The 13,618-nt window shown below is 72.3% G+C and carries 13 protein-coding genes; 5 read left to right on the top strand and 8 right to left on the bottom strand.

What is annotated here, in order from left to right:
- Positions 1-52: 52 nt before the first annotated feature.
- The 7 genes from C3492_RS41030 to C3492_RS41005 all read right to left on the bottom strand — a co-directional run bounded on the left by C3492_RS41030 (position 53) and on the right by C3492_RS41005 (position 8,234).
- On the bottom strand, positions 53-1,726 hold the full coding sequence (locus tag C3492_RS41030) for an ABC transporter ATP-binding protein (protein ID WP_103817687.1): 1,674 nt from the start codon (positions 1,724-1,726) through the stop codon (positions 53-55).
- Positions 1,723-2,721: an ABC transporter permease gene (locus C3492_RS41025; protein WP_103817686.1), complete on the bottom strand. Its 999-nt coding sequence runs from the start codon at positions 2,719-2,721 to the stop codon at positions 1,723-1,725. The genes C3492_RS41030 and C3492_RS41025 overlap by 4 nt, the downstream gene beginning before the upstream one ends.
- Positions 2,718-3,728 carry an ABC transporter permease gene (locus C3492_RS41020; protein WP_103817685.1) on the bottom strand — a complete coding sequence of 337 codons (1,011 nt, stop codon included), beginning with the start codon at positions 3,726-3,728 and terminating at the stop codon, positions 2,718-2,720. Before C3492_RS41020 ends, C3492_RS41025 begins: the two co-directional genes overlap by 4 nt.
- A 4-nt stretch (positions 3,729-3,732) precedes the next feature.
- Positions 3,733-5,451, bottom strand: a complete 1,719-nt coding sequence (locus tag C3492_RS41015) for an ABC transporter substrate-binding protein (RefSeq protein WP_103817684.1) — start codon at positions 5,449-5,451, stop codon at positions 3,733-3,735.
- A gap of 190 nt (positions 5,452-5,641) precedes the next feature.
- On the bottom strand, positions 5,642-5,737 hold the full coding sequence (locus C3492_RS47080; protein WP_309550493.1) for an Ms4533A family Cys-rich leader peptide: 96 nt from the start codon (positions 5,735-5,737) through the stop codon (positions 5,642-5,644).
- 56 nt (positions 5,738-5,793) lie between these two features.
- Positions 5,794-7,227 carry a DUF3152 domain-containing protein gene (locus C3492_RS41010; RefSeq protein WP_181140821.1) on the bottom strand — a complete coding sequence of 478 codons (1,434 nt, stop codon included), beginning with the start codon at positions 7,225-7,227 and terminating at the stop codon, positions 5,794-5,796.
- Between the two features lie 8 nt (positions 7,228-7,235).
- Positions 7,236-8,234 carry an alpha/beta fold hydrolase gene (locus C3492_RS41005; RefSeq protein ID WP_103817682.1) on the bottom strand — a complete coding sequence of 333 codons (999 nt, stop codon included), beginning with the start codon at positions 8,232-8,234 and terminating at the stop codon, positions 7,236-7,238.
- A gap of 197 nt (positions 8,235-8,431) precedes the next feature.
- On the opposite strand from C3492_RS41005, the gene C3492_RS41000 reads away from it, so the two are divergent.
- The 4 genes from C3492_RS41000 (at position 8,432) to C3492_RS40985 (ending at position 10,347) form a co-directional block, all read left to right on the top strand.
- Positions 8,432-8,665 carry a hypothetical protein gene (locus C3492_RS41000; protein ID WP_103817681.1) on the top strand — a complete coding sequence of 78 codons (234 nt, stop codon included), beginning with the start codon at positions 8,432-8,434 and terminating at the stop codon, positions 8,663-8,665.
- A gap of 240 nt (positions 8,666-8,905) precedes the next feature.
- Entirely contained in the window at positions 8,906-9,547 is a 642-nt protein-coding gene (locus C3492_RS40995) for a TetR/AcrR family transcriptional regulator (RefSeq protein WP_103817680.1), read from the top strand.
- A gap of 134 nt (positions 9,548-9,681) precedes the next feature.
- Positions 9,682-9,909, top strand: a complete 228-nt coding sequence (locus C3492_RS40990) for a DUF3107 domain-containing protein (RefSeq protein ID WP_103817679.1) — start codon at positions 9,682-9,684, stop codon at positions 9,907-9,909.
- Between the two features lie 168 nt (positions 9,910-10,077).
- Positions 10,078-10,347 (top strand): hypothetical protein, encoded by a 270-nt coding sequence (locus C3492_RS40985; RefSeq protein WP_103817678.1) that lies wholly within the window; start codon positions 10,078-10,080, stop codon positions 10,345-10,347.
- A gap of 112 nt (positions 10,348-10,459) precedes the next feature.
- Here the strand turns inward: C3492_RS40985 and C3492_RS40980 are convergent, their stop codons facing one another.
- Positions 10,460-11,206 (bottom strand): ferritin-like fold-containing protein, encoded by a 747-nt coding sequence (locus C3492_RS40980; RefSeq protein ID WP_231406414.1) that lies wholly within the window; start codon positions 11,204-11,206, stop codon positions 10,460-10,462.
- A gap of 309 nt (positions 11,207-11,515) precedes the next feature.
- Here C3492_RS40980 and C3492_RS40975 point away from each other — a divergent pair.
- Positions 11,516-13,618 (top strand): DEAD/DEAH box helicase (locus C3492_RS40975; protein WP_103817704.1); only part of this gene is annotated, 2,103 nt, incomplete at its 3' end.

Genomic DNA, 13,618 nt, shown 5'->3' with positions numbered 1-13,618 from the left:
CGTTACGCCGACCCGGGGCGCGGCTCGCGCCGGCCGCCGAGGCGCCGCACCGCTACACCGCTGCCGGTTGGCGCCGGGCGGCGCGCCGCCGGGCCGCCAGGTCCGGGTCGAGCGCGGGAACGGCGGCCAGGAGCTGCCTGGTGTACGGCTCGCGGGGGCTGTCGTACACCTCGTCCGCGGGCCCGTACTCGACGAGCCGGCCGCGCCGCATCACCGCGACCCGGTCGCTGACCTGGCGGACGATGGCGAGGTCGTGCGCGATGAAGACCAGCGCGAGGCCGAGTTCCCGCTGGAGTTCGCCGAGCAGGGCGACCACCTGCGCCTGCGTGGTGACGTCGAGCGCGGAGACGGGCTCGTCGCAGACGATGGCGCGCGGCTCGGCGGCGAGCGCCCGCGCGATGCCGATCCGCTGGCGCTGCCCGCCGCTGAACTCGTGCGGGTACCGGTCGTAGTGCGCCCCTTCGAGCCCCACCCGCTCCAGCAGTTCGGTCACGCGCCCCCGGATGCGCTCCTCGTCCCTCCCCCACGCTCGGCTTCGCTCGCGCGGGGGGACCCCCATTCCGCGCGCGCGGAGCGGGTCGGCGATGGACTCACCCACGCTGCGGCGCGGGTTGAGGGAGGAGACGGGGTCCTGGAAGACCATCTGGACGGACGGGTTCACGCCGGTGTGCGGGCGCCCTTCGTAGCGGATCTCCCCGGCGGTCGGTTCCAGCAGCCCGACGAGCATGCGGCCGAGCGTGGTCTTGCCGCTGCCGCTCTCGCCGACCACCCCGAGGGTCTCCCCGCGCCGGACGGTCACCGAGACGTCGTCCACGGCCGCGAACGCCCGCTTGCCGCGCCCGAACTCGCGCCGCACGCCGGTGGCCTCCAGCACGACCTCCTCGCCGGCCGGTGAGCCGGTGCGGCGGGCGTCCACGCGCGGGACGGCGTCGAGCAGTTCCCGGGTGTACGGCTCCGCGGGTGCCGTGAGGATCGCGCCGATCGGGCCGCGCTCGACGGCCCGGCCGTGCCGCATGACGAGGACGTCGTTCACGCTCTCGGCGGCCACGCCCACGTCGTGGGTGACGAGCAGCAGGCCCATGCCGGTCTCCTCGCGCAGCCCGTGCAGCAGGTCGAGGATCTGCGCCTGGACGGTGACGTCGAGGGCGGTGGTCGGCTCGTCGGCGATCAGCAGGTCGGGCTCGCAGGCGAGGGCCATGGCGATGAGGGCGCGCTGGCGCATGCCGCCGCTGAACTCGTGCGGCCGGGACCGGGCCCGCCGTGCCGCGTCCGGGATTCCCACCCGCTCCAGCACCTCGACGGCACGCGCGCGTGCGGCACGGCGCGACACGCGCGTGTGGACGCGATGGACCTCGGCGATCTGGTCGCCGATGGCGTAGTACGGGTCGAGCGAGGACAGCGGGTCCTGGAAGACCATGGCGGCCTTGGCGCCGCGCAGCCGGCGCAGCTCCTCGTCGGAGGCCGCCTGTACGTCGGTGCCGGCCACCCGCACCGAGCCGCCGACCCGGGCCCCGGTGCCCCGGTGCAGGCCCAGCAGGGCACCCGCGACCGTGGACTTGCCGGAGCCGGACTCGCCGACCAGGGCCAGGGCGGCGCCCTTCGCCAGGCGGAAGGAGAGCCCGTCGACGGCGCGCAGGGCGCCGAACTCCACGGTCAGGTCCGTCACGTCCACCAGGGTGCCGTCCGCCGCCTGCACGCTCGCGTCCGTCGCTTCCACCAGGCTCATGCGAGCACCACCCGTCGGTCGGCCACCGCGTACAGGACGTCCGCGACGGCGTTGGCGAGGACCACGAAGAAGCCGGTCACCAGGACCATGCCGACGACCACCGGCAGGTCGACGACCTTCACCGCGTGCACCAGCTCCTGGCCGATGCCGGGCAGACCGAAGAGGGTCTCGGTGAGGACGGCGCCGCCGACGGCGGAGCCCACGTTGTTGGCGTTGAGCGCGATCACGGGCGCGAGGGCGCCGCGCAGGGCGTGCCGACCGACGATGGAGCGCTCCGCGACGCCGTACGCGCGGAAGGTGCGGATGTGGTCCTCGGCAAGGGTCTCCAGCATGGCCGCGCGGGTGAGGCGGGCGAAGGCCGCCGCCTCGATCAGGGCGAGCGAGAGCCAGGGCAGCAGGAGGTTCCACGCCCATTGCTCGGGGTCGTCCGAGAAGTTCACGTACTGCGGGAAGGGCAGCAGTCGCAGTTCGCCGCAGACGACGATCATCAGCACGAGGCCGATGACGAAGACGGGCGTGGCCGTGCCCGCGAGGGTGACGGCGGTCAGCACGCGCTCGGAGACCCGGCCGCGTCGCCAGGCGGACAGCACACCGGTGCCGATGCCGAGGAGGAGCCACAGCACCATGGCGCCGAGGACCAGCGACACGCTGACCGGCAGCTTCGCCAGGATGATGTCCAGGACTTGCTGATCGGTCTGGTACGACTGCCCCAGGCAGGGCGCGGCGCAGTGCTCGACGGAGGTGCCCGTGGAGAAGTCCTGGCCGACGAACAGCCCCTGGAGGAAGTGCCAGTAGCGCAGGTAGAGGGGGTCGCCCAGCTTGAGCTGCTCGGCGACCTGGTGCACCTGTTCCGGAGAACAGCGCGGGCCGCAGGTGATCTGGGCGATGTTGCCGGGGGTGACGTAGAAGACGACGTAGACGATCACCGAGATGGCGAGCAGGGTGACGACCGCGCCGGCCGCACGGCGCAGCAGGAATCCACCGAAGCCGCTCATGCGGAGGCCTCCTTCTCGGTAGCGCCGGTGTGCTTGCGGCCGGTGCCCACGCGCAGGCGGGAGGCGGCGCGCGGGTCGAGGGCGGTGCGCACGCCGTCGCCGAGGACGGTGAGGGCGAGGACGGTGACGAACAGGGCGCCGGCCGGCAGCAGCAGGTACTGGGGTGCCGCCTGGTACCAGACGTCCGCGGCGGTCAGCATCTGGCCCCATGACGGGGTGGGCGGCTTCACGCCGACGCCGAGGAAGGACAGCGCCGCCTCGACGGAGATGTTCGTGGGCACGAGCAGCGCGGCGTACGTGATGACGGGCGCGGCGAGACCGGGCAGGAGTTCGCGGCGCGCGATCCGCCAGGTGCCCCAGCCGCTCAGCCGGGCGGCGGAGACGTAGTCGAGGCCCTTGAGGGAGAGGGTCTGGGCCCGCACGATCTTCGCGATGTTGCCCCAGGCGATCAGGCCGATCACCAGGGTGACCAGGACCGGCCGGGGGAAGCTGGAGGGCACGATGGCCAGCAGCGCCAATGACATGATCATCAAGGGCATCGAGACGATGATGTCCGTGGCCCGGCTCAACAGTTGATCAACCCATCGGTTGCCGAGCGCGGAGGCCACGCCGGCCGTGACCCCGATGGCGACCTGGACCACCGTCGCCGCGAGCGCCACGCCCAGCGACACCCGGGCCCCGTAGACGAGCCGGGCGAACATGTCCCGTCCGGTCTGCGGTTCGACGCCCAGCCAGTGGTCGGCGCTGACGCCGCCGTAGGAGCCGATGGGCACGCCCCCGCGCGCGGAGTCGATCAGGGTCGGGTGGTAGGTGGTGGGGTCCTGGCCCTCCAGCGCGGTGAGCAGCGGCGCGGCGAGCGCGACCAGGACGAGCAGCGCGACGACGGCCGCGGCGACCAGGGCGGCGCGCTGCGCCCGCAGCCGCCGCCAGAACTGACGTGCCCCCGAGACCGCCGGGACGGAGGTGCCCGTCCCGGCGGTCTCGACGGCGGCAAGTGCCTCGCTCACGGTGCTACTTCACCGCGACCTGGGAGATGTCCAGGACGCCGGTCCAGTCGCTGATGACGATGTTCTTGACGTCCTTGCCGTACAGGCGCTTGTAGACGGGGTGGAACAGCGGCACGACGAGGGCCTCGTCACCGATCTTCTTGTCCAGTGCGCCCCAGCGCTGTGCGGCGGCGTCAAGGTCGGTCAACTTGTTGATCGCGTCAATCTCGTCATTGACCGACTTGTCGTTGAGCTGGCCCGTGTTGAAGTTCGCTCCGTCCTTGACGATCTGCCGGCCGTCGAAGATGGGGGCGAGGAAGGGGCCGCCCGAGGGCCAGTCGGCACCCCAGTGGGCGAGGAAGAGACCGGGCTCGGTCTTCACGCTGTGGATCTTGTCCCGGTAGTCGTTGTCCTCCAGGCCCTGCAGCTTGACCGTGATGCCGGCCTTCTTGAGCGCGTCCTGGACGGCGGTGGCGATCTCCGGGCTGGTCTCGAAGTCCTTGCTGTTGGAGTGGGTCAGCGTGATGGTGAGGCCGCCCGCGTAGCCGGCCTGCTTCAGCAGCTCCTTGGCCTTCGCCGGGTTGCCGGAGGCGCCCGCCGGGAACGGGTCGTACGGCGTGTAGCCGAAGGACTTCTGGTTCGGCAGGAAGGTGGTGGCGGGCTCGGCGAGGGCGCTGCCGCCGGCCGCGTTGACCACGGAGGACCGGTCGATGGCGTACGCGACCGCCTGGCGCACCTTGGGGTTGTCGAACGGCTTCACCTTCGGGTTGAAGGCGAGGTAGTTCGTGTAGCCGAAGTGGCCGGTGCCCACGCGCGCGGCCAGCTCCTTGTCGCCGGTCACCTTGGCGAGTTCGGCCGGACCGAGGTTGGTGTCCGTGGTGACGGTGGCGGCGTCCGCTCCCTGGGACGCGGACAGCCGCTGGTTGATCACCGAGGAGTCCAGGCCGGAACGCACGTCGATGCGGTCCGGGTACGCCTTGCGCTCCTCGTCGGTCGCCGCCGACCACTGCGTGTTGCGCTCCAGGACGAGGTGCTCGCCGTCGTTCTCGTTCTTCACGACCTTGTACGGGCCGGACGAGACCGGGTGCGACTCGTACTTGGTGCCGGTGTCCTTGCTCTTGGGCACCGGGGTGAACTGCGTCTGCGTGGCGAGGTACGGGAACTCGCCCTCGGGCTTGTTCAAGTGGAAGACGATCGTCCGGGAGTCCGGCGTCTCGATCGCGGACAGGCCCTTCCTGTCCTTGTACGGCCCCTGGTAGTCGGCGGCGCCGACCAGCCAGTCCCGCAGGTAGGGGGCGCCGCCGGAGAGTTCGGGGGCGAAGGAGCGCTCGATGCCGTACTTGATGTCGGCCGAGGTGATCGGCGTGCCGTCCTCGTACTTCAGGCCCTTCTTCAGGGTGTACGTCCACACGGTCGCGTCCTTGTTGGGACGCCCGGTGTCGGTGGCGAGGTCGGGAACGACCTTGGCGCCGGCCGCTCCGTTCTCCCGGTTGCGCGTGGTGAGGGTGCGGAAGACCAGCGAGGGAACGTTTCCACCGCCGGAGGTGTACAGGCGCGCGGGGTCGAAGTCGGACTGCGGCTGGGAGTTCAGGACCGTGAGCGTGCCGCCCTTGTGGGGCGTGGAGTCGCCACCGGAGCCCTTGGCATCGTTGTCCTCCGGGCCGCAGGCGGCGGCGCCCGCTGCCACGACCAGGCTGACGGATGCCGCTGCCACGCGGCGCGCTATGACGGACGGTTGACGCATCGGAATGACGACCTCTCGGGGTGACGTGGCGGGGTTGGTCGAGGTTTCTCGACTGATGAGACATGTGGACGAGGAGTGAGACGTCTGTGGACAGACGTCGGCCCCGGCGTCGGGTCGTCGAAAAAATCCGTGACACGGTCACGGACGAAAGGGAGAAAACGGTCGCGACGCGAACGCCGGGGAGGCGGCGTCAGCGACAGTGGATGTCGGCCACGCAGAGTGCGGTCACGCCGATGAGCGCCAGCTCGATGGCGGCGCTGCTGCAGACGGCATGACTAGACCACATGGGCAGAAATATGGACGACCATGAGGCTGATGTCAATGTGACATAAGCGGTGCCTGTCAACTACCGGGGTAGGGCCACGGGTTGGGCCGGCAGTGGATTCCGTCGTGGTCCAGGAACTTGGTCTGCTGCTGCATGACGGGCGCCAACTCGCCGTCCTTCTGGCAGCTGACGTGTCCGTGGCCGAGCCGGTGGCCGACTTCATGGTTGATCAACATTTGCCGGTACGCATGGATCCGGTCACCGTACGTCTTGCTTCCCTGAGCCCACCGGTACGCATTGATCATGACGCGTTCGGTCGCGGCCGAGTCGCAGGAAACGTTGTCCTCCGTGGTGTCCAGGCCCGACTTGGCGCACCACGTCGCCGTGGTGCCGGGGCTGGCCAGCGTGATCACGAAGTCCGGCTTGCCGGAGGAGACCCGCTCGAAGGTGAGGGCGCCGCCGTGGGCCCAGCTGCGCTTGTCGTTCAGGGTCCGCTGCACGGCCTCGGCGAACAGCGCGCCGTCCAGGGCGAGCCCCTTCTCGACGTCGACGCGGTACCGGTACTTCTGCCCGGCGCCGGGTGCCTTGTCGAACCCGGGCACGGTGTCGAACTTCCCCGAGCCCTTCAACGTGGCGCCGAGCGGGTACTTCCGGCCCATCTTCTGGTCGTACGTCAGCGTCACCGCGCTCGGTGCGGCGGAAGGCGTCGGCGCACCCGGGGGGTCACCCGGGAGACCCGCCTCACCGGCCTGGTCGGCGGCCGACCGCGACCGCGCGCCGGTGCCGTCCTGCCCCTTGGTCACCTGTCCGGCGACGACCACCGCGAGCACGGTGGTGACGGCGGCCGCCGCGATGCCGGTGAACGCCCACCCCTTGGTCCCGCCGCGTTGCGCCGGCACACCGGCGCGGGGCGCCGGGGCCTCGGCGTTCCCGGTGTCCCGCGGGCCGCCTCCGGAACCGTCGGAGCCGTCGAAGGCTTCCAGGTACTCCTGCCGGGGCCCGGGGCGGCGCCGCGCCCCGCCCGGACCCGGGGAACCCGGTTCCGCCTGCCGCTGCCGGGGCAACACGACACCGGGCCCGCCGGTGCCCGCCCGCCGTCCGGCGAACTCCCCCCAGCCCCCGCCGGCTTCCCGCTGCTCGGGATGCCCACCCCGCGCACCGCGCGCCGACGCGCCACCGGGAAACCCCGGCACGCCGTGGACCGGAGTGCCGTCGGCAGCCCTCGGTACCCCACGCGCCGGCGTACCGTCCGGAAACCTCGGCACACCCTGCGCCGGGGTGCCGTCCGCGAACCTCGGCACACCGCGCGCCGGGGTGCCGTCGGACGGGCGAGGCGCACCCGCGGGGCCGCCTCCCGGCAGCCGGGCCGCGCTGCCCCCGTCGCCCCTGTCGCCCTCCGAGCGCGCACCGCGCCCGTCCTCGGAGCGCGCACCGCGCCGCTCCCCCCGCCGTGCGGCTATGTCCGCGGAATCGCCCTTCGGGGCCGGTCCGCGGCGGCTGTGACGTCCCACCCCGGACCTCAGCTCCTCGTGTCCGTGACGGCCGCGTGGGCGTCCTCGTCGGAGCCGGCCGTGTGCGCCAGCAGCTCCCGGAACGCGCCCGCCACCACGTCGGGGTACTCCATCATCGCCACGTGCCCGGCGTCCGGCAGGGACAGCAGCCGGGAGTGGCGGAAGGCGCGCGCGGCCTTGCGGGCCATGCGGAAGCCGACGAGCTGGTCCCTGCCGCCGTAGATCAGCAGCGTGGGGGCCAGCACCCGCTCGGCCTGGCGCCACAGCCCGTGCTGCCCGCCGAGCGTGTAGGCGTTGACGATCCCGCGCGCGGAGCGGGTCATCGCGTCCCAGAAGTACGGCAGCCGCTGCCGCCGCTCCAGTTCCTCCACGGCGTACCGGAACGCCTCCGGCGAGACCCGCCCCGGGTCGCCGTAGCACAGCGCCATGACACCGCGTACGCGCTGCTCGGCCGTCCACTCCCTGGTGAGCCGGGTGAAGAGCGCGGCGATGCCCGGTACGCCGAGCAGGGCGGTCGGCACCGCGCTGCGCTGCACCCGCAGCTCGGGCAGCGCGGGCGAGACGAGCGTGAGCGTGCGGACCAGATCGGGGCGTACGGCGGCGACGCGCGTGGCGACCGCGCCGCCGAGCGAGTTGCCGAAGAGGTGGACCGGGCCGCGGCCGGCCGCGTCGAGGTAGCGGATCACCGCGCGCGCGTGCCCGGTGACGGAGTAGTCACCGTCGTCCGGGGGCGGGGAGTCACCGAAGCCCGGGAGGTCGAGCGCCTCGCTGTCGACGACGTCGTCCAGCTCGGCCATGAGCGACGACCAGTTCTGCGAGGAGCCGCCGAGCCCGTGGACGTACAGCGCGGACGGCAGGTCCTCGCGCGCGGGGGGCCGGGAACGGACCGTCAGGGTGACGCCGGGCAGGCCCACGGACCGCAGCCGCTCGCCCTCGCCGACCCGGACGGGCGCCACCCTGGGGAGCACACTGGCGGCCGGCACGGAGGGCGACTCGGTCGAAGACATGCGGCAATGTTACGAGGTGATCACGTCACGATTGATGTGTTCGCCGTCACAGACTGAACCGTGCGGATCCGGAGAACCGGGCACCGAACGGGCCCGACGGCATGGCGTACGGATCAGCCGTCTCCTAGGCTCGTACAGAGGGCACCCGCGTGTGGCCCCTGCCGCTTCCAGGGACGTTCGTAGGAAGGGAGCCCACCATGGCCTATGACCCCACAGAGCCCGACGCGATCGAGGACATCGAGGACCTGGAGGCCGACGCGGCAGTGGAGAGGGACGTCGAGGCACCCGAGGTGGACGCCGCCGAGCAGCACGCGGACATCGCGCCGGACCGTGACGACCCCCTGACCGGAGTGGACCCCGCGCGCGGGAACGAGGCCGATCTCGTGGAACAGGCGCGCGTGGTCTCGCTCGACGAGGACGACTACCGCTAGCCGCGCCCAGGACGGCCACCGCCGCGTCGGCGAGGGGCGATCAGGTGCGCCGGCGAGGGGCGACCACGGCTGACCTCGCAGGACCGCACGGCCCCCGCCCGACCCCGTTCGGCGGGCCGTACGGCTTTCGCCACCCGTCCGGTACGTGAAATTCTGCGCTCGCACCGCGCACACCACGGTTACCGAAAAGTACGATGGCCGCGCGGCCGACACCGCATGTGGACGACTTTGGGAGGCGGCGTGACAGCCATCGAGCAAACTGAGGCGGCACGCCCACGGGGCACCCGGCTGCCGCGCCGGGCCCGGCGGAACCAGTTGCTGGGCGCCGCCCAGGAGGTCTTCGTCGCGCAGGGGTACCACGCGGCGGCGATGGACGACATCGCCGAGCGGGCCGGCGTGAGCAAGCCGGTGCTCTACCAGCACTTCCCCGGCAAGCTCGACCTCTACCTCGCTCTGCTGGACCAGCACTGCGAGTCGCTGATCCAGGCGGTGCGCAGCGCGCTGGCGTCGACGACCGACAACAAGCAGCGCGTCCGGGCGACGATGGACGCGTACTTCGCCTACGTGGAGGACGACGGCGGTGCCTTCCGCCTGGTCTTCGAGTCGGACCTGACGAACGAGCCCGCGGTGCGCGAGCGCGTGGACAAGGTCACCAACGAGTGCGCCGAGGCGATCTGCGACGTCATCGCCGAGGACACCGGCCTCTCGCGCGCGGAGTCGATGCTGCTCGCCTCCGGTCTCGGCGGACTCGCCCAGGTGGTCGCCCGCTCCTGGCTGCACAGTGACCGCAGCGTGCCGCGCGACCAGGCGGTGCAGCTGCTGACCTCGCTGGCCTGGCGCGGCATCGCCGGTTTCCCGCTGCACGGCAGCGAGCACCACTGACGGCCGTTTGTTCCCGTGCGGTGTTCGCTCCTGGCGTTCGGGCCCGCAGCGTGTACGCCCCCTCACCGGGCTAATGTGTGCAGCGTAGGGCGCGGAAGATCGCGCACATCACTGACCGTCGGAGGGACATAGCCGTGGAGGTCAAGATCGGCGTGCAGCACGCGCCCCGCGAGATCGTTCTGGAGAGCGGTCAGAGCGCCGAGGAGCTTGAGCGCGTGGTTGCCGAGGCGCTGGCCGGCAAGACGGGGCTGCTCAGCCTCCAGGACGAGAAGGGCCGCAAGGTCCTCGTGCCGACGGACCGTCTGGCGTACGTGGACATCGGCGAGCCGACCGTGCGCAAGGTCGGGTTCGGCGCGCTCTAGGCCGTAGTCGTGAGAAGGGCCCGGCGGCCGTGTGCCGCCGGGCCCTTCCGCGTGACGTGCACACGGATGGAGCACAGGTCCCTCACAGGGCAGGATTGCAATCCGCAGGTCACGGGTATGACGGGCTACGACCGTCGAGCCAGACCGGCCGTGGGAGGGACCCCCGACATGATCCTCGAAGCACTCGGCTCCGCCGTGCTCGGTCTGATCCTCGCCTGGGCGGCGGCCCAACGCCTCGCCCACCGGCTGCCGGCCCGCCCGCTGGTGTTCTGCACGGGCATCGCCGGAGCCCTGTTCGGTGACTTCGTCACCCACACCGCCCTGGGCCCCGGCACGGCCCTGCTGAGCCTCCTGGGCGCCGCGGTGATCTCGGTCGCGTCCCTGTCCCTGCTGCTCCGTCCCGCGGGCCGCCTCCGGCGCCGATCAGCGACGGCCTGAGCCCTTCCGGCGGGCCGGAGCCGGGCGCCCCGCGAGGGGCGCGGGGAACTGCGCGATCAACCACGACGCACCCGCAGCCGCGCAACACCCCGCGACTGCCCCCGACGAAGCGCTACGCCGCCAGGCCCAGCGCGGCCATCCGCTTCGTGTGCGCCTCGGTGATCCGCGAGAACATCCTGCCGACCTCGGCGAGGTCGAACCCGTCGGCCACCCCGCCCACGAGCATCGTGGACAGCGCGTCCCGGTCGGCGACCACCCGCTGGGACTGCGACAGCGCCTCCCCCATCAGCCGCCGCGCCCACAGCGCCAGCCGGCCGCCCACGCGCGGGTCGGCGTCGATGGCGGCCCGTACCTTCTCCACCGCGAACCCGGCGTGCCCGGTGTCGTCGAGGACGGCGAGCACCAGCTCGCGCGTGTCGGAGTCGAGCCGGGCCGCGACCTCCCGGTAGAAGTCGCTCGCGATCGAGTCGCCGACGTACGCCTTGACCAGGCCCTCCAGCCAGTCCGAGGGCGCGGTCTGCCGGTGGAAGCCGTCGAGCGCGGCGACGAACGGGTCCATAGCGGCCGTGGGCTCCTCGCCGATCTCGGTCAGCCGGTCCCGCAGCCGTTCGAAGTGGTGGAACTCGGCCGAGGCCATCTTCGCCAGCTCCGCCTTGTCCGCGAGGGTCGGCGCCAGCTTGGCGTCCTCCGCGAGCCGCTCGAACGCCGCCAGCTCCCCGTACGCGAGAGCGCCGAGCAGATCCACGACCGCGGCCCGGTACTGCGGGTCGGCGGACGCCTGCGCCCAGTCCTGGGCGGCGACACCGGTGGGTTCGGCGGGTTCGGCGGACGCGTTCTCAGGCTTGTCAGAGCTAGTCATGAGGCGCACAATAGCCCGCTCCACGCCCCGCTCAAGCCCTGGTCAACGAGTGTGACCACGACTACGTGACCAAATCGGCCATCGCATGTGCGCGATTCCGGGGTATGGTGGTAATGCGCCTGCCAGAGTGCGTCGACGATGCTCGACGTGTCCCGACAGGCCGCACGCATGAGGATGCCCGGTCGGTGGCCCGATCGGCTCCGACCCGACAGCCCTCCAAGGCCGTACGGCAGTGATCGTACGACGACAGGAGGGAACCCTCAGCGGTACGAGCGCTAGAGCGTCGGCAGAGGTCCCGTGTCATACGGCTTGCCCGAGTGGCTCGTCCGTACGGCAGCCGACGTCCCCGGCACGGTCAGACATGACCCCCGCTCGCTCGCCTCGCACCGCGCACACAGAAGAGGCAGCACCCTGACTACGACGTTTCGAGAACTCGGAATCCTCCCCGAGACCGCCGAGGCCCTGGAGGCCGTCGGCATCACCACCCCCTTCCCCATCCAGGAGATGACACTCCCCGTCGCCCTCTCCGGCACGGATGTCATCGGCCAGGCCAAGACCGGCACCGGCAAGACGCTGGGCTTCGGTCTTCCGCTCCTTGAGCGCGTCACCGTCCCCGCCGACGTCGAGGCCGGGCGCGCCGCCCCCGAGGCCCTCACGGACGCGCCGCAGGCGCTCGTCGTCGTCCCCACGCGCGAGCTGTGCACCCAGGTCACCAACGACCTGCTGACGGCCGGCAAGGTCCGTAACGTGCGCGTGGTCGCGATCTACGGCGGCCGGGCCTACGAGCCCCAGGTGGAAGCCCTGAAGAAGGGCGTCGACGTGGTCGTCGGCACCCCGGGCCGTCTGCTCGACCTCGCGGGCCAGAAGAAGCTCGACCTGAAGCACGTCAAGTGCCTGGTCCTCGACGAGGCCGACGAGATGCTCGACCTGGGCTTCCTGCCCGACGTCGAGAAGATCGTCAACATGCTGCCGGCCAAGCGCCAGACGATGCTGTTCTCGGCCACGATGCCGGGCGCGGTCATCGGTCTCGCCCGCCGCTACATGTCCCGGCCCACCCACATCCGCGCCACCGCGCCGGACGACGAGGGCGCCACGGTCGCGAACATCAAGCAGTTCGTCTACCGCGCGCACAACATGGACAAGCCGGAGATGGTCGCCCGCATCCTCCAGGCCGAGGGCCGCGGGCTGGCGATGATCTTCTGCCGTACCAAGCGCACGGCCGCCGACATCGCCGAGCAGCTCCAGCGTCGCGGGTTCGCCTCCGGCGCGGTCCACGGCGACCTCGGCCAGGGCGCCCGCGAGCAGGCCCTGCGGGCCTTCCGCAACGGCAAGGTCGACGTCCTCGTCTGCACCGACGTCGCCGCGCGCGGCATCGACGTCGAGGGCGTGACCCACGTCATCAACTACCAGTCCCCCGAGGACGAGAAGACGTACCTGCACCGCGTCGGCCGCACCGGCCGCGCGGGCGCCAAGGGTACGGCGATCACGTTCGTCGACTGGGACGACATCCCGCGCTGGCAGCTCATCAACAAGGCGCTGGAGCTGGACTTCAACGACCCGGTGGAGACGTATTCGAGCTCCCCGCACCTGTTCTCCGACCTCGGCATCCCCGAGGGCACCAAGGGCACCCTGCCCCGCTCCGCGCGGACCCGTGCCGGGCTGGACGCGGAGGAGCTGGAGGACCTGGGCGAGACCGGCGGACGGGGCGGTCGCGGTCGTGGTGGCCGGGATGCCCGCGGTGGCCGTGCCGAATCGGCCCCGGCCGAGCACGAGCGTCCGGCGCGTACGCCGCGCCGCCGTCGCCGCACGCGCGGTGGTGCCCTGCTGGACGCCTCCCCGGCGGCTCCGGCCACGGAGACCTCCGGTACGGAGGAGACGCAGGCCGCGACCCGCACCCCGCGTCGCCGTCGCCGTACGCGCGGCGGAGCGTCGGCGGAGCCGGTGACGGCCGCCGCCACGCCGACGACGGCCCCCGAGGCCGCCGTCGAGACGGTGACCACGGCCGAGGGCCCCGCTGCCCTCGACACCCCGGAGAAGCCGCGCCGCCGCCGCACCCGCCGGTCGGCCCAGGCCGAGTCCCCGGTGACCGAGTCCGCGGTGACCGAGTCCGCCGTGGCCCCGGCTCAGGCCGAGTCTCCGGCGACCGAGCAGACCGTGGGCAAGCCCCCGGTGGCCGATCCCGTCACCGCGCCCGTGATCGCGGACAGCCCGGTGGCGGAGCCCGCCGCCGAGACCGCCCCGGCCGCGGAGACCAGGCCGCGCCGCCGCACCCGCAAGACGGCCGAGCCCGCCACCCCGGCGGAGGCGGCGCTGGACACGGCCGAGGCCACCGAGGCGAAGCCGCGCCGGACCCGCAAGACGGCCGCTCCCGCAGAGGCCGCCGCGGACACCGCGGAAGCGACCGAGGCCAAG

This window comes from Streptomyces sp. Ru62, from assembly GCF_002920615.1.
GTDB lineage: Bacteria > Actinomycetota > Actinomycetes > Streptomycetales > Streptomycetaceae > Streptomyces.
Note: the sequence above shows the minus strand (reverse complement) of the source record. Positions and strands in the feature narration are given on the sequence as shown.